We start from the raw sequence: 21,177 nt of genomic DNA, 5'->3' as shown, positions 1-21,177 counted from the left end.
AATCGATGGAGGCAGACATGTCGGCGAATCGTTCGGCCGAAGCGGTGCTGACGCGGCATTTCAACGAGGCGCGAAGCCGGCTGCTGGATTTGGCGGCGATTCTGGATCGCATCGAGCGTGGTGAGGGCGCGGCAGGCGTGTGGAAGGATCCGCGGCTGGTCAAAACGCGCGAGGCGATCGCCGCACTGCTGGTCGATGGGTCGGATCGCGCGGAGCGCGTTCAGATGATCTTCTCGCGGCCGTATGAGGCCGGGTGGCAGGTGCAGGGCTAGGTGATGCAATACATCGATCCACACATTCACATGATCTCGCGCGTGACGGACGATTACGAGCGGCTGGCGCAGGCGGGTTGCGTGGCGGTGAGCGAACCGGCGTTCTGGGCGGGGTATGATCGCGGCAGCGCGGCGGCGTTTCATGATTATTTTCGACATCTGACGGAGGTGGAGCCGAAGCGGGCGGCGCAGTATGGAATCCGTCATTTCTGCTGGCTGTGCATGAATGCGAAAGAAGCGGAGAACGTCACGCTGTCGCGCGAGGTGATCGCGCAGATTCCCGCGTTTCTGGATCGGCCGGGCGTTCTGGGGATTGGTGAAATCGGGCTGAACAGGAACACGCCGAATGAGTGTCGAATCTTCCTCGAACAGCTCGACCTGGCGGCTCGGCATGATGAGCTGGTGCTGGTGCACACGCCGCACCTGGAGGACAAGTATCAGGGCACGCGGATGATTCTCGACATGATCCGCGGCGATTCGCGGATTCGCCCCGAGCGCGTGTGCATTGATCACGTCGAGGAGCACACGATTCGCCATGCGCTGGAAGCCGGCTGCTGGGCGGGGATGACGCTGTACCCGGTGACCAAGTGCACCCCCGCGCGCGCCGCGGACATGATTGAAGTGTACGGATGCGAGCGGCTGATGGTGAATTCCGCCGGAGACTGGGGCCCGAGCGAGCCGATGGCTGTGCCGCGGTTCATCCAGGAGCTGCGCCAGCGGGGCTGGGGCACGGCGGACATATCTAAGATTGTCTATGATAACCCGCTGGCATTTTTCCGTCAGTGCCGGCGGTTCGCAGATTAGACGATCGATTCGAGGTGTTGGCACACATCGACATCGCGGATCGTCTCGCTCGTCGAAGGCAGCGGGCGATTGGAAATGATGGCCGCGAATTGGTCCGGGCGCGTGGCCGGCGCGCCGTGCGAGCCTTTGACCAGCGAGGCATCGAGCGGGATCGACTTCGTCGCCGGGTCGAAGAACAGCTCGACGGGGTCGTAGCCCGGCTTGGCATGGATGTCGACCGTCCGCGCGAAGGGCGGGGCCTTTGCATCATCGTGCCACCAGTAATACGCAAGCCACGTATCCGGCTCGCAGATCAACACGATCTCGCCGCTGCGAGGGTGATCGACGTGAAACGCGGCGCGCTCGCGACCGATCAGCACGTTCGCGATGCCGTCAATGCCCTCGAACAATCCCGCAACGGCGTCGATCTCCTCCGGCTTGCCGACGTAAAGGTGGGCGAACTGATGATCGACCACGGCGAAGGCCACGCTCTCGGCGACGTTGAGATGTTCCGCGCCGTCGCGCTCGTCGATCCGCGCGAAGCCCGCGTCGCGCAGCACGCGATTCGGGTAGATCACGCGCGACACGTCGGTGAGCGCATACTCGCCGGCCACGAGGATCGTCGGGTCCGCTGCGCCGATGGCCGCCAGACCGTCAAACAATCGCCCCAGTTGTCCGTCGGCTTCGGCACAGGCGGCGATCGCCTGCGAGCTGTTCGGCCCGAATTTCTGCGCGGCGTAGTCCAGATGCGGAACGTAGATCGAATTGAACTGTGGCCGCTCGCGTTGAATGAGCCACAAGGTCGCGTTCACGATCCACTCGGTCGATTTGATGTTCGCCATCGGCCCCCAGTAGTTCATCAACGGGAAATGGCCGAGGTCATTGAACAATCGTTGATACAGCCCGTCAGGCTTGGAATAACACCAGAGATCCATTCGGCCGTCGGGGTGGTGGATCGGCTCGGGGGTGACGATGTAGTCGGCGGCGGCGTCCTTGATGTTCTGCGTCATCCATGCGGCACTGGAGACGCCCGCGGCGGTGAGCCTTTCCCAGAGCTGCGGTCCCTCGATGAATCCATTGCGGCCGACCCATAGTTCGACGGTCCGCCGGTCGCGATGGTAGAAGCCGTTGCCGATGATGCCGTGCTCTTGCGGCGTTCGGCCGGTGAGCATGTTGGCCTGCACGGGTGAGGTGACGCAGGGGAAAGTCGGCACAAGATCGGCGACGGCGCCCGCGATCGCGCTCAACCGCGGCATGTGTTGCAGATCGCGGCGGCGCAGGCCGGGCATCGACACAAAGATTACCGTCTGTTCAGGCATGGCAGGTTTCCCCGTAGCGGTCATCCGGTGAGCATGGGCGACAGAAACTCAAACGCCCGTCGCGCCGCGTTGACCGCGTCGTGACCGTGACGGCTAAGCTCCACGACGAGCGGCCCAGTGTAGCCCACTTCGCGTAGCGCCGCGATGATGGGTGGAAACGCCATCTCGCCTTCGCCGAACATGAGATGCTCGTGCAGGCCGGTTCGCATGTCCTCGATGTGGATGACGCGAAGTTGATCCGCGAATTGACGGATTCGCGATGCCGCGTCGCCGTCGCCGAGGCAGTGAACATGGCCGAGATCGAGCGCCAGGCCAAGCGGGATGCCGCCGGAAATCGGCACCATTTCGTCGGCCAGCTTCGTGAACTGATCGCAGGTCTCGATGAACATGCCTGGTTCCGGTTCGAAGGCCAGGTGCACGGCGCGGTTCCGTGCATGGATCAGTAGATCGCGGCAACCCTCCCGGAGGTGCGACCAGGCCGAATCGACGGTCACGCCGGGTTCGATCGCGCCGGACCAGAAGCTGACGGCGTCGGCGTCCAGCGCACGGGCCACGTCAACGGCTCGGCGCAGGAAATCGATCCGCCGCTGTCGATCGCGCGAGGCCGCACTGATTAACGTGGGCCAGTGTTTGCGATGGGGGTCCAGCACAAAGCGTCCGCCCGTTTCGATCGTGCAGGTCATCTCGTGCATCGCCAGTGCGTCTTGGACGGCGGCGACATGCGCTTCGAGATTCGGATCAGCGGGATCGAGCGAATGAATGTCGAGCGTGATCGCGACGTGACGGTATCCAATGTCAGCGAGGACTTTGATCGCTTCGGGCAGCCGATGGTGCGCGAAACCGTTGGTGTTGTACGAGAGGATTGGAGCCATGGCGTAATCGTGCATGAACTCATCGACGCTTAGGTGGGGCGCGCCCGGCGCGCGGTGATGACTGCTCCCAGCAGCAGCGCGGCGAACGGCACGCCGCCGCGCCAGCCGTGCGCGGCGCAGACCATGATCGCATCAAACGGGATGATCGCAAGGATGAACGTGCCCATCGCGTATTGCACGTTGGCGGCCACGGGGCGCCTGATGGCGCGGAACGCGACGCGGCCGACGTGAATCATCAGGGCAAGCCACAGCACGAGCACGGTCGCATCCGCCATCATGCGTTCAGCCGCGAAGTAACCGAGCCACAGCAGAGCAATCAGGATGCCGGCGGCGCCGGTGCGCAAGCGACTTCGAGCCGCGGTTTCCGCTTCGTCGCGCCCGAAGTGAGTGACTGCGGCGACGTAAGTGAAGAGTGCCAGCAGCGGCAACCCGGCGATGGCGGCGTGCCCGGACATGCCCATCGCGAGATTCAGCCCGCGACACGTCGCCATGTTTGCCGCGCGGAGCGGCGTGTGTTTCACGCCGAGGTTGTACAGGGCGCCGGCGACGAAAATCAAACCGGCAAAGGCGATGCAAACCGGCGTTCGCGTGAGAATCGACGCCACCCCAGCCGCCGCGAGGCCCAGCAGCGCCAGCCATGCGAAGCATCGTCGCGCGGCATGCAGCGTCAATCGGCCCGAAGGGATCGGGCGACCGGGGCGTTCGCCGCGATCCGTCTCCACGTCCACGATCGCGTTCAGGGCCACGGCGCTCGCATAAAGACAAATGGATGAAAACACCAGCGCCCCGAGCACCGGCGTCATTGAAAGCTCACGCGTGTAGAGCCAGTAGCCCGCCAGCACGTCGGCCGCCGCCGTGAACAGGTTCGGCAGCCGCACCAATTCGGCGTAGGCGCGGAGCTTGCTCATGCGTCGGCCGCCGCATCGCGGAGGAATGCGAGCGCGGACCGGCCCGCGCCGTCGGGATCATCGACGTAGGGATACAACTCAACGGTCGCCCAGCCGCCGCGGTCGAAATACTGCTGTCCGATCGAGGCCAGCACGGCGCGAAAATCGATCGCGCCGCGACCGGGAACAAGATGCTCATGCACGCGCGTCGCAGCGATGTCTTCAAGGTGATAGTGAACCGTGTGCTCGCGCATGCGCGGGATCCAAACGGCCGGGTCTTCGTTCACGCAGAATGCATGGCCGACGTCGAAATTCAACCCCAGTGCCGGGGAGTTGAACCGGTCGGCCAGTTCGAGGTATTGCTCGCATCGCTCAATCAGCAGCCCCGGCTCCGGCTCGATCAGCAGCCGGACGCCGAGCTGCTCGGCGCGCTCCACGACAGGCTTGAGCATCTCGACAAAAAGCTGAAACGCACTGCGCCAGGTCATTCCATCGGGCCTGGGGCCGCCCGGCTCGGTGGTGATGTGCGGCGCGCCCAGGTCGCGCGCCAGCGCCAGCGCCGCGAGTGTGTGATCGATTCGCACCTGGCGGTACTGGCGATTCGGTTCGAGCCAGCTCGGATGCCAATAGGGCTGCCGCGGATCGCCGATGCGGTTCATCATGAACGCGTTGACGTTGGAAATCGCCAGGCCGCGCCGCTCCAGTGCCGCGCACACGGCGTCGATGGTTTGCGGCGTTGTCTCGGCCGGCCACAGGTGCGGCGCGTCGGCCATCAATTCGATTCCGCGGTAGCCGATCTCCGCGATGCGCCGGATCGCTTCCAGCACGTCGCAGCGCAGGTAAGCATTCGCGCTGTATGCGAGGCGCGGCGTCATTGGCGTGCCTCCGCGCGGGCCTCGTCGAGGTAGGCGTGCAGGGCGGCCATCTGCCGATGGAAGTGATGGTCGCGCACGTCCATCGGCGCTTTGAAGAAACAGGCGAGGTGCGTCATGACACCTGATTTTTCGCGGCGACGATGCAGATCGGTGAGCCGCGCCAGGTCAATCACCAGCGGTGCGGCCAGAATCGAATCACACCCTTGCCAGGTGAATTGCAGCGTCATGGGCGTGCCGAGAAAACCGGCGAAGTGGACGTGGTTCCACGCGGTCTTCCAATCGTGCAGCGATGCGACAAACTCAATCGCCGTATGCGTGTCAGGGCGGGGCGTCAGCAGCGATGCGAGGATCGCGTCCTTCGAGCGGAGCTTGGCGGCCTTGATTCGCTCGTCGGACAGGTTCGCGCCGTCACGGTTGCCCAGCAGGTTCGCTCCGGTCCAGCTCCGTACATCGAGACATCGGTCTGAAAACATCGGCGCAAGCACGGAGCGCAGCAGGCTTTCGCCCGTCTTGGCGTCCGACCCCATGATGGCCGCGCCGCGCTGCGCGGCGAACGCGCGAATCGCCGGCAGGTCCGCGCCGACCGCCGGCGTGAAATTGACGTACGCCGCGCCGGCTTCGATCGCCGCGATCGCATACAGCACGCTGGACGGCAGAACGGCTGACGATCGTCGGGTGAGCATCCCCTGAAAGGCGGTCCACTCGCGCGGCAGCTTGCGCGCATCGAACGCCGCCTCGGCCGACGCAACGTGAATCACCACGACGCGCGCCAAACGCTGCGCGCGTTGAAACGATTCGATGTCTCGCCGAAGTCGCGCGATCACGCTTGCGGCCGATGGTTGCTTCGATCGGTTAGGGTCGTAGCCCGGACGAATTCGGCGGCCATATTGGCGCAGCGCCGGGGCGACGGCCTTCAGCAGGTCCGCGCCGAATAATCCGCTTTGGCCGGACAATTCTTGAGCGGTTTGCAGCGGGGTGCGCCGGGCGATTTCATGCCCGCCGAGAACAATTCGAGCGAGAGGAACCATCCGCAAGCCGCGGCAGGCCGGCGACTCCGTCAGAAGTCCGATGGGGCGCGCACGCCCCGAAACCATCGCGGCGAGGCCGACGGCGACCGTCGTCGCGACATTGCCGGATGCGCCAACGAGCCAGAGGCCGAGTTTTTCCGAGGCGGTCGGCAAGGCGCCGTTCCAGAAGGTATGGGGCATTGCGCGACCAGGGACTTGAACCCCGAACCCGCTGATTAAGAGTCAGCTGCTCTGCCAATTGAGCTAGTCGCGCGATCGCCGGCCCCGTGGGCCGCACGGACCCATCTTTATAAGGACCAAAGGGCGAGGCGTCAAGCGGCGGCTGGGGCGTAACGTATTGATTACCCTACGCTTGACATTCGCGGGGTTCTCTTTAACCATTCCTGAATGGTTCGCTGGCGCATTGTGCGTCGCAGCCTTGGGGCGTTTAGCTCAGTTGGCTAGAGCGCCTGCTCGACATGCAGGAGGTCGCAGGTTCAAGTCCTGCAACGCCCAGTCTGTGGCGGCCGGCGCGGCGCTACAGGACAACACGCGGCGCGTTCGCACCGGCGCGGTGAGACGAACGCGACGCGGGAGAAGCGGTCGGCGGAGGATGGCGGTGGCCGAGGCTCGGTGCGAACGCGCCGGGCGCCGGTCCGCTTGATCGCCCCGCGCGATGGAACGGAGTCTGTTGAAATCGCCGTGAGCGGCACCGCCGACCAGATCCGGCATTACGCAAGCATCCTCAACTTTTCTTCACGGAGCCTATGTGAGCCACGATCCGTTGAACGCCAACGTCGCCGAACCTGAAATGGCCGCGTCGACGCTCTCCGAGCGCCGCGCCAAAGCCGCCGACTTCGGTTTGTTCTTTCGAAAATTTCTCGCCAAGGGCCGGACCATTTCATCGGCCGTGCCGTCCAGCCCTTCGCTCGTCGCAGGTGTTCTTCGGCCGATCGACTGGAGCAAACCCGCGACGATTGTCGAACTCGGCGCGGGCACCGGTCCGGTGACGCAGGAGATTCTCGAGAACATGCGGCCACATCATCGCTTCGTGGCTGTGGAAAACGACGGGGATTTCTGCGAGGTCTTGCGGCGGCGGTTTCCCGAGGCAAACCTGCTGCAATGCGACGCGACACGCGTGCGCGAGCCGCTGGCCAAGCTGGGCATTCACAAGGTGGATTACGTATTAAGCGGCCTGCCGACGCCCAGCCTGCCGAAGCGCGCCGCGGTGCGGCTGTGGCAATGGCTGCGTGAGGCGCTGACGCCCAACGGCATGTTCATTCAAATCACGGTGGCTCCGGTGCTGTTCAAGGGCTTTTACCACCGCCTGTTTGACAGCGTGAACTACCGCATGGTCTGGATGAACGTCCCGCCCGGCGGCGTTTACTACTGCTCGCGCCCCCGGCCTCACCTCTCGCGACCGGCGTAGTTCGCGCTTGGCTTTCGGCTTCTCATCCTGATTCTGCTTCGGGCGTTTGCGGATCCGGGAAAGTTCAACATCGCCGGTTTTCGCTTTAAGGCAGTGATGCTGCTGGAAGCCCGATGTTTCGCACTCCGGGCTTGCAGCATGCAGCGTCGGCCCGTTCATCCGTCAGGCTTTGTGCGTTGCGTACCCTGCGATTGCGTTGCTAGGGTTTGGCCTTCGCCCCGTCCTGCATGATCTTGGCGGCGCCGAGTTCCTCGAAGCGCGACAGGTCGGTCCAGAACGTGCCCTCGCCGGCGAAGAAGAGCTTGATCGATTTCGGCTGGAAGTTCTCCGCGAACGTATACAAATTGTACGCCTTCGCGCTGCCGAACGCACCGACCAGCAGCTTGTAGCCCTCGGCTTCGGCGGCCTTCTTGAACTTCTCCACGTCGGCCCTGGCCCGTCCCAGAATCTCCGTACGCTGCGCGTCGAGCAGGGCGACCTGTTGCTGGATCGTCGCGACCTCCAGGGCCGCCTGGGCGTCGATCTCGGCGGCCAGTTTTTCACCGTCGGCCTGCACGTTCGCCACGCCGATGCGCGTTTCGGCGCGGATCGTCTCGCGGGCGATATCGACCTTCTTCTTGAACTCCTCCAGTTGGGCCTTGGCGGTCGCCGCGTCGCGCTGCTTCTCCTTGGTGATCTGTTTTTCCTTGGCGATGTAACTCTCCTGGATCGTGCGCTTCAGGTCCTCGGCGTTCTCGCCGCCGGTCATGAACTCGGGCGGCTGCACGTCAATCTCCCGGACCAGCGCCAGGAGTACTTCGATGTTCTTCCCGCGACAGACGCGCTTCAACTCGTCTTTCAGGTCGCGCTGGAACTTCTCGCGCTTCTCGCCCTGGATGAAATCGCGCGCCGCGTAGGTCGAGCCGATGTTCCGGCAGATCGACCGCAGCTGCGGCTCGATGACCTTGTCGATTACGCCGTCGGTGTTGCCGAACTCGTTGATGATCTGCGCGGCGTGGCGCGGGTCGATGCCCCAGACGACCGTGACGCCGACGCGAATGAGAAACCCCGTGTCCGACGGGAACGAGATCTGATACGTCTGCTCGCCAGGGACGTTCGTCGTGCTGAACTCATTGAAGCCGATCTCGATCAGCGTCACTTTTTGCAGCTTGGGATTGATGAAATAGACGCCCGGCTGCAAGACATCCTTCAAGGTGCCGCGCTCGCCGGGGTTGGCCAGCGGCCGGACAAAGCTCACCAGTTGGCTGGATGCAGCGGATTCGGTCGTGTCGTTGGAGTCCAGTTCAGGGAGGATCTGCGTCACGCGTTCTTCCGGCGCATTGCCGAACAGATTGGTCACGACGCCGACGAAGCCCGCGGGGATCACCGTCGCCGGGTGCAGCTCGACTTCATAGGCGTACGGATTGATCTTGTAGGTGCCTGGGGTAAGCACTTCTTCGAGGATGCCGGCATAGGGCGAATCGCGCTTGACGATCAGTTGCCCCGGCGGCGGCTTTTGCCCGATGCGCCGCGTGACGACGCCGATCATGGGAAACTTGCCCTGCGGCACGAACTGCCCGCCGCGAATACGCTGCTTGGCACGCGAGCTGATCGTGTGAATCCATTCCCAGGACGCCGGATCGCCCGCGGGGATGACCGTCAGATCTTTCAGCTCCCATTCGTAGCGGAACGAATCGCGGAAGTGCCGACCAGGGCCGAGCACATCCAGCTCGATGCCCTTCTGGCCCGGCTCGGTCGCGACGATCTGTCCGGCCGGCAGCGGCGTGCCCATTTTTCGGATCAGAACGGCGCACTTGTCCGGCGGTACGAAAATGCGGAACGAGAACCAGAACACGGCCGTGATGACGCCGCCCAGGACGAGCAATGACCCCATCAGAATGCGAAGTTTGTTTCCCATTAGCGGTTGCCTCCCTTCGCGGCGGACGGATTCGATTCAAAGTTGCGGAAGATGTCCGCGAACGGTCCGTCGGTATTGGTCAGAATGCTTTGGATGGACGGTGCGACCTTCTGATAAAAGAACTGCTGGGCGTAGGCCGTGCCATCTCCGAAGGCGTTGACCGCCGCCTTGAGCGGCTCGGCCCGCGCCTGAAAGCCAAACAGAATGACGTTGGCCTCGGCTTCGCCGCGTGAGCGAAGCGCCGCCGCCTCTTTCTCGGCTGCTTCCAGGGTCAGCTTGGCGACGGAGAACTCGCGATTGGCCCTGGTCACGGCGACGTTCTTGCGCTGCTCGGCTTCCTTGGTCAGCGTGACGATCTGGGTGCGCATCTCGCCGAGCGCCTTGTTTTGATTCTGCAATTCCTGTTGTTCGACGAGCCGCGCTTCGGCCTTGGCTTCCTCGATCTGGTTGGTGTAGCGTTCGATTTCCTGATCGGCCTGTTCGCGCTGGCTGATGAGCGAGGCGATCTCGGCCGGGGGCTTGATGTCGCGGACGAGGGCCGACTTGATGTCGATTCCCTGGCTCCAGCATTCACTCTTCAGCTCGCTCAACAGGCGTTCCTGGAACGCGGCGCGCGACTTGCCGCTGATGAACTCGCGCGCCTGGAGTTTGGACCCCTGAATGCGGGCGAGGCTGCGCACGTTGGGCAGGATGATCTTGTCGAGGATGTCTCGCTTATCGCCGTAGGCCACGGTGACTTCGGCGACGTGATCGGGCCGAATCGCCCATTCGATCGTGCCCTCGATGGTGATGGTGAAACTGTCCGACGAGGGAAAGTGAATCGCGTCGTCGCCGACCATATCGCACTTCTGGCTGCGCACGTCCACGATGTCGATCTGTTTCAGGTACGGGTTGATGTATTCCAAGCCGGGCGGCAGGGTGGCGCGCTGCACACCCTTTTCGCCCGGTTCTACTACAAACGTGTTCTTCTTGACCGGATCCGTTCCGCTTAACAACGTCACCACGCCGGCGTGGCCTTCGGGGATGGCAATCGCCGGGAACGTTTGCAGCTCGTACGCGAAGGGGTTGATGTTGTGCCGCCCGGGCGCCAGTGTTTCAGCGACCGGCCCGCGCTCGTCCGGCTCGGTCGCCACGGTCTTCGGAAAGGGCAGCGGTTTGCCGTACTTGCGGATCAGCACCCCGACTTCATTCTGTTTCAGGAGGATCGCCGGCACAACCACCCGCTCGTAACTGAACGGGTTGTACCAGTGCCGGCCTTCGGGAAGCACTTCAAACCGCACGCCTTTGTAACCGTCGCGAACGGCCTCGGGGGTGCTTCCGGTTTTTTCGGCGATGGACTTGACCAACTCGGGATAGAGCACGACCTGATCGCCGAACTGGTCGCGCAGTTCCGGCGGCAGCAGTTTGCCCGTCTTGTTCACGAGCACGAGGATGTGATTCGCCGGCACTTCGATGCGCACGACGATCCAGAAAAACCCCAGTACGCCGACAACCAGCAACAGCAGCAAACCGACGATTCCGCCGCTGCGCGGAAAGTTCATCGGTTGCAGAGGTCGGCGTGGAAAACGTGGTTCAGAACCGGAATCCGTCATGATACGAATCCTCCTGGCGCGCGTGAGAATGCCCGCGAGACGGCGCTACGTCAACCGCGCGCCGCAATGACCGCAGAACTGTGCGACGACTGGTTCGACTTGTCCGCATTTCGAACAACGCAACGCGTCCATCGCATGACGGCCGTCCCCCGCGGGGGTTGGGGTCGATCGCGCGCAGCCTGCCGCAACAGCCAGATTCCGAGGATCAGGCACGCAGCCACGATAAGCAGGACGATGAACGTGACGGGCAGAAACATGCTTCGCGCTCCTCGCTACGGGAATATAACGTAACGGCGCGACGACCTGCGGTTATAAAACGGAACCAAGTTTCAAGGGCGCTAGCCGCGCGCACGGAGCCGCTCGATGGCGCGTTGAATTGCAGCGCGATTGTCGCGGTCCAGTTCGTGCGAGAGGGCTTGCTCCAGGCGCGGGATGTCACCCGGCCCGCCGATGGCTTCGATCGCGCGGATGGCGCTGCGCCGTACCGCGAGCGTGTCGTCGTGGATCATTATTTTTTCCAGCGCTTCGACGAGCGACTGAACCGAGAGGTCGTCCCGCCGAATGCAGGCGGTGACCGCATCGGCCGCGCGGGCGCGGACGCCGGCGGTTTTGTCCTCCAGCAGCTTGAGCAGCAAATCCGCGCGGACGCCGGATCGGCCGCTCGCGGCAATGGCCGATATGGCCAGCGTGCGTACGCGCGTTGAGGAGTCCGAGCAGGCGTCTTCGACCGAAGCGAAATCGTCCGGTTTCGCCGAAAACGCCAGCGCGAAGATCGCCAGCCCGCGCGTTTGCTCATCGGCGGACTCCGCGTGTTTGCGCAGGCGCGGGCCGTAGTCGTTCGCGAGCGCCGAGAGCAAGTTTGCCGCGCTCTCTCGGGCATCGTCGTCGGCCTTTTCGTTCGCGGCTTCCAGCTCGAGGAAAAGCGTACCGATCGACTTGAGAAGCTCCGCGTTGCTCAAGCGCGCCTGGGCGTCGTTCTGTGCTTTAATCTTGGCGCGCAGATCGGCGATGACCGGCATCCACGGCGAGTCGGGATACTGCTGCACGAAGCCTTCCACCAGTTTGGCCGCGTCGCGCGTATGGCCCAGTTGCGTCTCCCGTGCCGCGAGATTGATCGCCTCCACCTGCTGCTTGAGCCGTTCCTGCACCGATTCCGCCAGGCGCTGCGCGTGGAGCAGCTTCACTTGAATTTTCATGTCGTACTCAACCGGGACGTCGCCGCGCAGCCGCCGCCAAGACGCCTGCGCCTCGATGCGCTCCAGCCGCTGATCGAGCCGTGCCCAGTGAATGACCGCCTGCACCTTCCCGAACTCGTACTCGCGTTCCAGCCCGCCGGAAAATCGCCCGCTGCCGTACATCGTCAGCCGAGCCAGCGTTTCTCCGCCTTCCTTCGTCAGATCGACGAACTCAAAGGTTTGCGTCCCGGTGAAATCGGGCGCCTTCACATCGCGTTCCCACTTGTGGCCTGCCTCGATCCGTTTGGGTGGCCAGTGCGCGACGTCCAGCACCAGTTCCAGGATCGCACGCTCCGGCCCTTCCACGCGCGGGACCAGGGCCGGGCTATCGCGCATTGACTTTTCCGCGCTTTCCAGCCGCGTGCTTCCACGCGAAAGCAGCGACCGCGCCGCCGTGGGCGCGCTCTTCAATTGCTTGTTGTCCTTGAAGTAGCCCAGCACCTTGGCAGGCCCATCCGCCATCATCTGGTACAGCGTCGCCGTCGCAGGCTTCGGGTCGGCCATGTTGATCTGCGTCCACGTCGCGACCTGTTCGTAGCTGAAGGTCTCAAGCGACTTGCCCGTCAGACGCGAGCGGCGGGTCGCACGGCGCACTTCGTGGGTCGTGAGCTGGCCGGGCAGCACGTTGTTCTTGAAATCCATCCGCTGGGGGGCCGGCTTCTTCGACGGTTTTTCTCGTGGGGCGGGTTTGGACTTACGCGGCGGATCGCCGGCCAACGTCGCCGGCGCGGCGCCGAACAGGGCGATCAGCGCGGCGATGTGCAGGATGTGGCGGCGATGTTGGAGCATGGCAAATTCGCTCGCGGAGTCGACGGCGGCGGGGCGATTGCAACGGATTATACACCACGCGAAGCGGAGAAACCGACATGCGAGAAAGTCATCGCGTCGCGGGTTGCGGCGAAGGATCGGCGGGATAGACAAACGGCACAGCCCGCGGGCTGAACTTCGGGAACGCCGTGTGCACCACCACCACCCACGCCAACCCGGTGATGAACGTACCGATGCTGATGAATTGTGAAATCGTCAGGCCCATCGAATCCAGCGGGTTATCCTGACGAATCGACTCGTTCAGTATCCGCGAAACGGAATAGAGCATCAGGAACCATCCGAGCACGATCCCGTGCCGCTCGCGATAGTAGAAAAGCAGCGTTAACACGAGACAGATAATCGACGCCGAGATGGTCTCGTACAGTTGCGTGGGATGCGCCGGCTTGGAATGATAATGCTGCGCCATCTCCCAGAGCTGGGCCGCCGTGAGACCAAACCGCCGCGCGTGGCGCTCGACCGCGCCGATCGGGTTGGACTGTGTGAAGTCCTGCAAGGCGCGGGTCGCGGCCTGCACTTCGTCGTTGGCCCGGGCGAGCTTGTTTGGATCCGCCGCGATCTCGGGCCGCGCCAACGCTTGACGAGCAGCGGTCAGGCGGTCGTTCAGGGCCGCGTAGGTCTTGCCGTTGTCCGCCGCGGCGAGCTTGAGGTACTCGACGTAGAAGGGCGTCGATTCACCCGCGCGATCCACCGTGATCAGTTCCTTGGGAATCGTCAGTTGCCCGAACTTGAATTGCTGCACCATCGCCGGGCTGCCGTAGGGGAAATGAACCGCCCACGGCACCTCGGCCCGCTCGCGCGCCGGATCGGTGTGATCGACGCAGGCCGCGCCCCAGCAGCAGCCATTCAAAAAGCAGCCGATCCGAGTGACCGCGAGACCCCACGCCAGCGAGGGGGCCGTGATATCGAGGTACCACCGGACCGACGCCTTCGCAAAACGACGCAGATAGATAATTAGAACCGGAATCACCAGCAGCGGCCCGCCCCAGAACTCCAGCCCGCCGGAGCGCAGATCGAACACCGCCGCCAGCGGGTTGGGGGTGTTCGCGAAGCGCGAATCCCAGTAGTGCCATACAAACATGATCCGCGCGCCGGCCACGCCGCAGATCAGCGAGAGAAAGCCGATGTTCAGCACCGTGTCGGCGTTGGCCTGCGACCGATCCGCGCGCCGACACGCCATCCAGATGCCGGTCAGGAACGCGACCATGAGCATGACGCCGTAACTCTTGACGTCGGCCAGCCAGTCGGGAAGGAAGGGAATCTTGAAGAGCGTGGGATACATGGAATCGCGGCGGGTTTCAGGGCGTTAGAGGTCTCACGCGAGGCATCCTATGGGGTCGGCGGCGGGATTTCCACGGTGAGATTGTCGATTAATCTCACGCCGCCGAGACGAATCGCTCCGGCGATCAGCACACGCCGGCAGGGCAGGGTGATCGGCTCCAGTGTTTCAGGATCCACGAGGCTCAAGTAGTCGATCACGACTGACCCCGCGGATTGCACCACCGTATTTCGCATGGCGGCGATGATTCGGCCGATGGATGCCTCGCCTCGGAGAAGCGCATCGCGCCCGGCACACAGCGCGCGATACAATGCCAGCGCCTGCCCGCGCTCCGCGGGCGACAGCATCGCGTTTCGGCTGGACAGCGCCAGACCGTCGGCATCTCGAACGATCGGGCACGTTACGATCCGCACCGGCATGGCGAGGTCGATCACCAGGCGGCGGATGATCAGTGCCTGCTGGGCGTCCTTTTGCCCGAAATAGGCGAAATCGGGTTGCACGATGTTGAGCAGCTTGGCGACGACCGTGCAGACGCCCTCGAAGTGCCCCGGTCGAAACGGACCACACAGTGCATCGGCCAGCTTGCCCGGCCGCACGCGCGTCTGCTCACCGGCGGGGTACATTTCATCGGTGGTTGGCGCGAAGAGGACATCGACCCCGGCGCGCTCACAAGCCGCGCGATCGGCCTCGTACGTCCGCGGATATCTACTCAAGTCTTCATTCGGCCCGAACTGCGTCGGATTCACGAAGATGCTCACGACGGTGAAGCAGCCATCGGCCCGGCAGCGATCGATCAGGCTGACATGCCCGGCATGCAGCGCGCCCATGGTCGGCACGAAGCCGATCGTGCGCCCGCCCGCGCGTGCGGCGGCGACGGCGTCTCGAAGAGCGGTGGCGGAGGGTACAACTTGCATTGCGCAACAGGATAACAGCGCAACGTGTTCCGTGCGATTCGGTGGAGTCCCTCGGAGCGAGCGGACGTGATCCGTTCAATGGAAACGAGCAGTGATCGCCGGAAGCATTATTTTGCCAGCAATTCCTCGATCTTTTTTTCCAGTACTTCCGTCATCTCGTCGCCCCAGCCGATCTGCGACCAGACAATCTGCCCCTGCTTGTCAAGCAGGAACGAGTGCGGAATCGACTTGCCGCCGTAGTCGTCGCGGAAGACCTGTTTGCCGTCGAGAAGGATGGGGTAGTTCAGGCTGTTCTTTTTCGCGAACTCCTGAACCATGTCTTTCGGTTCATTCCACGCATTGACGGCCAGGATGGTAAACCCGCGCGATGCGTACTTATCCTGCAACGCCTTGAAGTGCGGAGCCTCCGCACGGCAGGGCCCTCACTTGACCGCCCAGAACCCGATCAGCACCACCTGGCCGCGCTTTTGAGACAGCGAGACTTTTCCGCCATCCAGGCTGTCGAGCGTGAAGTCCGCCGCCTGCTTCATCGGACTAGTCGATTGGGAGCAACTCGCCAGCGACGCGAGCGCCACCAGCGAACCGAGTGCCAAGCTTCGTGGAATGTTCATGCGTCCAATCCTACCTTCGCGATGGGGTTGGATTCAAGCCTTCGTTCGGTCCGGTGTACGAGTCCGCGGCAGGCAATTGCCTGCCGCACGCATCACGGCTGTGGTTGCCGGTTTTCTTCGCCCGATGCCGTTTCGCCGTTTGGCGGAATCTCCCTGGGTGCGCTGCGAAGGATCCGCCCGATGTGCGCCGTCAGCCGCTTTTTCGCGTCGAGGTACATCGGCAAGTCATCCTCGTCCGCTTCCTTCATTGATACGAGCGTCTGATACCATTTCAGCGCCTGCTCGTATTCGTTTGCCAGCTCGCACGTCACGGCCAGCGCGAAGACCGTGTCCGGTTCGTCCGGTTCCTTCTGGTATTCCTTCTCAAAGAGAGCGATCGCCTCGCGGAAGTTGTCGCCGCGCAAGGCCCGCACCGCCTGCTCGCCGTACTTGCCGCGCCCGATGATCTCATAAGTCTGCTCCACCGTCACCGGCACCAGTCGGCTGGCGAAATCCCGCGCCGCCCGCTCCACCAGCTCACCGATGAAGTGATCCACCGGATCGAGGTCGCCCGCCTCAATGAACTGACCGAAAAAGAAATCCGGCGATTTCTTATCCGTCTTTTGAAACACCGGCGGCGCATGGTGCAGCACGCTCTTGCCCGTCACCGCATCGACCAAACTGAACGAACACTGCACCGTCAGGCTGCGGCTGATCTCCTCGATCTCGCGCGTCGGAAGACCGGGACCGCCTCCTCCTCCCAGCCGCCCGCGAAACGGACCCGGACCGCGACGATACCGCACGTCGCGCGGCGCCGGCGGCGGACCGCCCAGCGCGCCGCCGAGCATTCGACCCCAGTCGATCTGCGACCTGGTGCGCTTCTGCACGTCGATGTTGATGTTGATCCGGCTCATGATGAGGCCGTCCACCGAAAGCAGCTTGCCCGCGCGCGCCGCGGCGTCGCCCTCGACGATGCCGACCAGTTGCAGGTCCTGCTCATCGAGGATCGCCTTCGTCGCGCGGCGCTGCACGACCGTCAGCTTGTGACTCGATGAAGCCGCTTTCGCCGCGCCGTCCTGCAACATCGCCTCCAGCAGGTCCGCAGCGATCCCCGCCCATTTCCGCTCGCGCGCGTTGCCTTTGATCCCGTCAATGCTCGACACCCCCGCGTCGATCACCGCCACCGTCGTGATCCCCTCGGGCGGACCCTTCTCCGGACCGACCACGTACGAGACGGTCACGATTTGTTTCTCCTTGGCATCCGCCGATGCGGTCAGCCCGATCAACGCGGACAGGGCCATCAGGGCCGGGAGTGGAACATTGGGCATGAATGAACTCCTGGAGGTTAAAGGTCGGGGGAGAATAGCCATCCCTGGTCTGGAATGCAGCGCGCGGCCGGGGTTTCGCCTGCTTTCACAGTTCAGACACGTTCGACCGGTCGAGGTTAAGGCGGGCATCCATGTGAAAAAGCCCACGAATTCCCATATTTACAGCCGGGCGCAGTCCGGGGTATGCTATCTACCGGTCGGTTTGACGTTCGAGTTGGGTTCGCGCACTTCTGTGGAGATGGTTCCGCTTCCCGGTCGCACGCCTCCGCCTCTCTGGTCCGTGACCACGGGCCCTTTCTTGTCCGCCCGGAAAGTATTTGATTGGGCGGGTCTTTTGTTCGATGGCCAGGAGGCCAGAAATTCAGATGGCGAAGAAACTGTACGTGGGCAACCTTCCGTTCTCGATGACCGATGGTGAACTGGAACAACTCTTTTCGGCGCACGGCTCGGTCACCAGCGCCCAGATCATCAGCGATCGCGACACCGGTCGCAGCAAGGGCTTCGGCTTCGTTGAAATGTCCAACGACTCCGAGGCGCAGGCAGCGATCGACGCGCTCAACGGTTCCCAGCAGGGCGGCCGGGCGCTGACGGTCAACGAGGCGCGACCGAAGGAGAACCGCGGCGGCGGCGGCTACGGTGGCGGTGGTCGCGGCGGCTACGGCGGCGGTCGTGGCGGCGGCGGTGGTGGGCGCGGCGGTCGCGGCGGCTACGGCGGCGGCGGTGGTGGCGGCGGACGAGAGTGGTAATTCGCGGCGCGCCGACGACGGGCAGATCGATTCAGCTCAATCGTGTTTGTGCAATTGCGACGGAAGCGCATCGATTCGGTGCGCTTCCGTTTTTTTGGGGTGCTTCCGCGAGCACGAGCGGTCGCCTTTTCACGACATGCGAGGATCGGTGTGCGGTGGCGGATATCAGTCTGGCATTGCACTCCCTCTCCCTTCAAGGGAGAGGGCCGGGGTGAGGGTGACGTGCGCTGTCAATCAGCCGCGGCGCTTTCACCTGCCGACACGTTTGAAGTTCATTCAGCGGAGGCGCGCTCGATGAGTGCGCCTCCGCTTTTTTTGTTCCCACGCTACGGCTGGATGCAATCGTCGGTGATCAGCGGGCGGGGGTCGCCGTACGAGGGCGGAACGCCGGGCGATGTGACGGACTCACCCTTTTCAATCCTCGCGGCGACGGACAGGTTCAGATCGAGCAATTGCTTGAGGATGTCGCCCGTGGCGGAGAACCCGTAGGCCTCCAGCACGGCCGCGTCGAGGGCGGCGTGGGCATCCTTGAGCGGATTCCTGCCGGGCAGTTCCAGCGAGCGGTAGAGGGCGCGCAGGCCGCCCTTGATATTCTTCAACGCCTCGGCGCGGATGCGGCGAATCTCCCGCCCGGCCGCGGCCACATCGTTCACCTGCTTCATCGTCGGCGTCTGCGGCCAGGGGAAGGTGTCAAAGACCGATTCAGGCGTGTAGCGAAAATCGCTTTTGAGTTTCGAACACTTGGCGACGAACCATTCCCAATGGGCGTTGGATTGCAAGATGCCGAAGGAATAGTCGTCGTTGAAGGCGAAGGTCTGAAGCGCACCATCGGGTAGTATTTCCACATGGCAAAAGACGAAAACTGGTCGCTTGGTGACTCGAGCACATGCAAGATATCTCGATAGGGGCTCGAACGCTCGCCTCATTCCAATGCGGACATTCCAGAATTGCCACCATCGATCCAGATGATCGGCTCGTGCTTTTGCCATATCACTATCACTATCGGAGGCCTTCTGGGCAGTCTCGCGGACTTTCGGGAGTACATTCTTCTCGATGTAGTCGAATGGCTTGTCAAAAGATCGGGCTGCGAGCATATCCATGTCGGCAAAATCGATGATCGCGCGGCTGGGTATGCCGTTTGTCAACATATCTCGGCCGACCATGAAAGGGCGGACCACTTTTGAAAAACATAACCATCGAGTTCGATCGGCAAGCGTTAGGACGAATCCGCTATAGCCTGGAACGACTCCCTGAAAGGATCGTTGAGGGCGTGCGTTCACATCCAATATTCTTGCGCTAGCAACATCGGGAGAATCTGACAGTGCAGAGTTGATGATCGGGCACTTCCTGAAAGCCAGTTCGTACGACTTGTCTTTTCTTTGTCCACGCCGCTTGCAGGATGTCACGACTTTCGCGTGGCCGCGTGGTGAATCGCCTTCGAACGAGGGCAGCTTGGGATCGACTTTCTGCCAGAGCTTGCGCGGCGAGGGGATGAGGAGTTTCGATTCGTTCGGCTTGCCACCCTCACCCCGGCCCTCTCCCTTCGAGGGAGAGGGGGTCTTGACCCAGTTGGCGATGGAGACATGCACGTTGGCTTCGCCTGACCACGGCTGGTTCTCGACGGCCTCGACGATGACGCCGGATTTGACGATGTGGTCAAGCCCGCCGACGCGCGACTGGTTGTTACGGATGTTCTGCGTGCCGACGAGTCCGGCGCGGCCGGTGAAGGGGTCCTCGGGCGACGCGGGCTTGAGTTGGTCGTGTGCGCGGCGGAACCAATAGACGCAATAGTCGGCCATGCCGGGGACTTCGGGGTAGGCCTTGCGCACGGCGTTGACATAGTCGGCGCCGCGTTCGGGCTTGAGCCGCTTGGCTCCGAGGAAGGGCGGATTTCCGATGATGATGTCGGCGGCGGGCCAGTCTGCACGGCTGCCGTCGGCGTTGATGAGAGCATCCTTGCAGTGGATGTTGGCATCGAGGTTGAAAAGCGGCAGAGTCGATTCAGTGGTGTGCAGTTCGTCGGATGCCAGCTTGGGCGCGAGCGAGAGCGTCACTTTGGCCAATTCGACGGCGAATGGGATGATGTCCATCCCGAAGAACTGCTTCGGTGAGATCCCGCCAAGTGCGGTCTGCCCCTTCGCGCCGGTGAGTTGATTCTCCCTGGTGAGGATGACGACTTCGAGCCGGCGCATCTCGCGGTAGGCCAGATAGAGAAAGTTGCCCGAGCCGCAAGCCGGGTCGAGCACGCGCAGGGATTGCAGCCTACCGCGCAATGCAGCGAGTTCCTTCGGATTCTTCGCACGCGAAATCGCTTCGGTGAACGGCTGGACGATGGTCGGGCCGACGATCTTCATGATGTCGGTGGGGGCGGTGTAGTGCGCGCCGAGCGCGTGTCGCTCTTTGGCGCCCATCGAGTGCTGGAAGATCGTCCCGAAGATGTCCGGGGAGACATGCGCCCAGTTGTATCTCGCCGCGCTCTTGAGTATCGACAGTTCTTCATGCTGCAATTCAATCGGGGCCGGCTTGGAGAAGATGCCACCGTTGAAATAGGGGACTTCCTTGAATCGCCCGCCGGATGCGCTCCTGGGGTTGTTCATCGCATTAAAGAGGCCGCCGATGAGTTCAAACGCCTTGGGCGGGTCGGTGCAATCTTCGAGCAATCGGGTGACGAAGTGTTTGGGGAGCAGCCCGATATCCTCCGAGAAGAGCGCGACCAACATTTGAAGGATGAACCGCTGTGCCGTTTCGGGGCAGACTTTCCGGCGAGCGGCCAAAATGTTGTAGACCGCGGCGAGCTGATCGGCCGCCTGGCGCGTGACATGCAGCCGGTCCACTTTGAAGAGCGGTCGCTCGTTGGTGGGGAATAGAAAGGCAAGCGGACCATAGCGCGTGGGAAGTTCGTCAAGCGTGACGCTGTCTTGCGGCTCGTTGATATCAACGTCGAAGTCGTAAATGCGGAATTCGTCGAAGTTGCACAGGACGACGTAACGCGGGCGATTGGGGACGAGGCGAAACCAGTAGTCGAGCGCTTGCTGGAGGTGGCGGGAGAGGTCCTCGCCGCGTTTTTTCATTTCGATCAGGACGACGGGCTTGAAGACAAGGTCGGCAAAGGATGTTCCGCCCGTATCGTTGCGGACGCGCTTCTCCATGGTCGCCCCGGCTTCAACGATGCCGTGGCGACCAAACGCCTTGAAAAGGCGATCAAGAAATACTTGCGCCTCGCCCTTTTCGTAACCCTCGAGGAGCTTGGCGTATTCGACGAATTTGGCTAGGCGTTCTTCTCGATCTTTTTCGTGACCCATACGAGGCGAGACTATAACATGGATG

19 protein-coding genes and 2 tRNA genes are annotated in these 21,177 nt (G+C 62.9%); 5 read left to right on the top strand and 16 right to left on the bottom strand.

Features of this window, described 5'->3' with window-relative positions:
- Positions 1-17 precede the first annotated feature (17 nt).
- Together HRU71_03665 and HRU71_03660 are read left to right on the top strand one after the other, a co-directional pair.
- Positions 18-272, top strand: coding sequence for a hypothetical protein (locus HRU71_03665; GenBank protein QOJ02638.1), 255 nt, complete (start codon positions 18-20; stop codon positions 270-272).
- A 3-nt stretch (positions 273-275) separates the two neighbouring features.
- The gene (locus HRU71_03660; GenBank protein QOJ02637.1) at positions 276-1,076 is read left to right on the top strand and encodes a TatD family hydrolase; all 801 of its coding nucleotides are present in this window, start codon (positions 276-278) and stop codon (positions 1,074-1,076) included.
- On the opposite strand, the gene HRU71_03655 is transcribed toward HRU71_03660, so the two are convergent.
- The 6 genes from HRU71_03655 to HRU71_03630 form a co-directional block, all read right to left on the bottom strand.
- Positions 1,073-2,374, bottom strand: a complete 1,302-nt coding sequence (locus HRU71_03655) for an alkaline phosphatase family protein (protein ID QOJ02636.1) — start codon at positions 2,372-2,374, stop codon at positions 1,073-1,075. The two genes, HRU71_03660 and HRU71_03655, sit on opposite strands and share 4 nt — an antisense overlap.
- Before the next feature lie 20 nt (positions 2,375-2,394).
- Positions 2,395-3,246, bottom strand: coding sequence for a sugar phosphate isomerase/epimerase (locus HRU71_03650; protein QOJ02635.1), 852 nt, complete (start codon positions 3,244-3,246; stop codon positions 2,395-2,397).
- Positions 3,247-3,275: 29 nt separating this feature from the next.
- Complete coding sequence (locus tag HRU71_03645) at positions 3,276-4,154, bottom strand: UbiA family prenyltransferase (protein ID QOJ02634.1); 879 nt, start codon at positions 4,152-4,154, stop codon at positions 3,276-3,278.
- Positions 4,151-5,008, bottom strand: a complete 858-nt coding sequence (locus tag HRU71_03640; GenBank protein ID QOJ02633.1) for a sugar phosphate isomerase/epimerase — start codon at positions 5,006-5,008, stop codon at positions 4,151-4,153. The genes HRU71_03645 and HRU71_03640 overlap by 4 nt, the downstream gene beginning before the upstream one ends.
- Positions 5,005-6,189 (bottom strand): inositol-3-phosphate synthase, encoded by a 1,185-nt coding sequence (locus tag HRU71_03635; protein QOJ02632.1) that lies wholly within the window; start codon positions 6,187-6,189, stop codon positions 5,005-5,007. The genes HRU71_03640 and HRU71_03635 overlap by 4 nt, the downstream gene beginning before the upstream one ends.
- Positions 6,190-6,216: 27 nt before the next feature.
- A tRNA-Lys gene (locus tag HRU71_03630) sits at positions 6,217-6,289 on the bottom strand.
- 168 nt (positions 6,290-6,457) lie between these two features.
- Between HRU71_03630 and HRU71_03625 the strand changes: the two genes are divergently transcribed.
- Both HRU71_03625 and HRU71_03620 read left to right on the top strand, forming a co-directional pair.
- Positions 6,458-6,531: transfer RNA gene (locus tag HRU71_03625), tRNA-Val, on the top strand.
- A gap of 253 nt (positions 6,532-6,784) precedes the next feature.
- Positions 6,785-7,444, top strand: a complete 660-nt coding sequence (locus tag HRU71_03620) for a methyltransferase domain-containing protein (GenBank protein QOJ02631.1) — start codon at positions 6,785-6,787, stop codon at positions 7,442-7,444.
- A gap of 199 nt (positions 7,445-7,643) precedes the next feature.
- Here HRU71_03620 and HRU71_03615 read toward each other — a convergent pair whose 3' ends face one another.
- The 9 genes from HRU71_03615 to HRU71_03575 all read right to left on the bottom strand — a co-directional run bounded on the left by HRU71_03615 (position 7,644) and on the right by HRU71_03575 (position 17,104).
- The gene (locus tag HRU71_03615) at positions 7,644-9,341 is read right to left on the bottom strand and encodes a hypothetical protein (protein QOJ02630.1); all 1,698 of its coding nucleotides are present in this window, start codon (positions 9,339-9,341) and stop codon (positions 7,644-7,646) included.
- Entirely contained in the window at positions 9,341-10,933 is a 1,593-nt protein-coding gene (locus tag HRU71_03610; GenBank protein QOJ02629.1) for a hypothetical protein, read from the bottom strand. Before HRU71_03610 ends, HRU71_03615 begins: the two co-directional genes overlap by 1 nt.
- Before the next feature lie 50 nt (positions 10,934-10,983).
- Complete coding sequence (locus tag HRU71_03605) at positions 10,984-11,190, bottom strand: hypothetical protein (GenBank protein QOJ02628.1); 207 nt, start codon at positions 11,188-11,190, stop codon at positions 10,984-10,986.
- An 81-nt stretch (positions 11,191-11,271) separates the two neighbouring features.
- On the bottom strand, positions 11,272-12,957 hold the full coding sequence (locus HRU71_03600) for a HEAT repeat domain-containing protein (protein QOJ02627.1): 1,686 nt from the start codon (positions 12,955-12,957) through the stop codon (positions 11,272-11,274).
- 88 nt (positions 12,958-13,045) lie between these two features.
- Complete coding sequence (locus HRU71_03595) at positions 13,046-14,275, bottom strand: prolipoprotein diacylglyceryl transferase (GenBank protein ID QOJ02626.1); 1,230 nt, start codon at positions 14,273-14,275, stop codon at positions 13,046-13,048.
- Positions 14,276-14,322: 47 nt separating this feature from the next.
- Positions 14,323-15,186, bottom strand: a complete 864-nt coding sequence (locus HRU71_03590; GenBank protein ID QOJ02625.1) for a pantoate--beta-alanine ligase — start codon at positions 15,184-15,186, stop codon at positions 14,323-14,325.
- A gap of 107 nt (positions 15,187-15,293) precedes the next feature.
- Positions 15,294-15,572 (bottom strand): TlpA family protein disulfide reductase, encoded by a 279-nt coding sequence (locus HRU71_03585; GenBank protein QOJ02624.1) that lies wholly within the window; start codon positions 15,570-15,572, stop codon positions 15,294-15,296.
- 36 nt (positions 15,573-15,608) lie between these two features.
- On the bottom strand, positions 15,609-15,797 hold the full coding sequence (locus tag HRU71_03580) for a hypothetical protein (GenBank protein QOJ02623.1): 189 nt from the start codon (positions 15,795-15,797) through the stop codon (positions 15,609-15,611).
- 92 nt (positions 15,798-15,889) lie between these two features.
- Positions 15,890-17,104, bottom strand: coding sequence for a tetratricopeptide repeat protein (locus HRU71_03575; GenBank protein ID QOJ02622.1), 1,215 nt, complete (start codon positions 17,102-17,104; stop codon positions 15,890-15,892).
- Positions 17,105-17,469: 365 nt separating this feature from the next.
- Between HRU71_03575 and HRU71_03570 the strand changes: the two genes are divergently transcribed.
- On the top strand, positions 17,470-17,850 hold the full coding sequence (locus tag HRU71_03570) for an RNA-binding protein (GenBank protein QOJ02621.1): 381 nt from the start codon (positions 17,470-17,472) through the stop codon (positions 17,848-17,850).
- A gap of 326 nt (positions 17,851-18,176) precedes the next feature.
- On the opposite strand, the gene HRU71_03565 is transcribed toward HRU71_03570, so the two are convergent.
- Entirely contained in the window at positions 18,177-21,152 is a 2,976-nt protein-coding gene (locus HRU71_03565) for a class I SAM-dependent DNA methyltransferase (protein QOJ02620.1), read from the bottom strand.
- Positions 21,153-21,177 lie beyond the last annotated feature (25 nt).

Source organism: Planctomycetia bacterium (genome assembly GCA_015200345.1).
In the GTDB taxonomy this organism is placed as follows: Bacteria; Planctomycetota; Phycisphaerae; order UBA1845; family UTPLA1; genus PLA3.
Note: the sequence above shows the minus strand (reverse complement) of the source record. Positions and strands in the feature narration are given on the sequence as shown.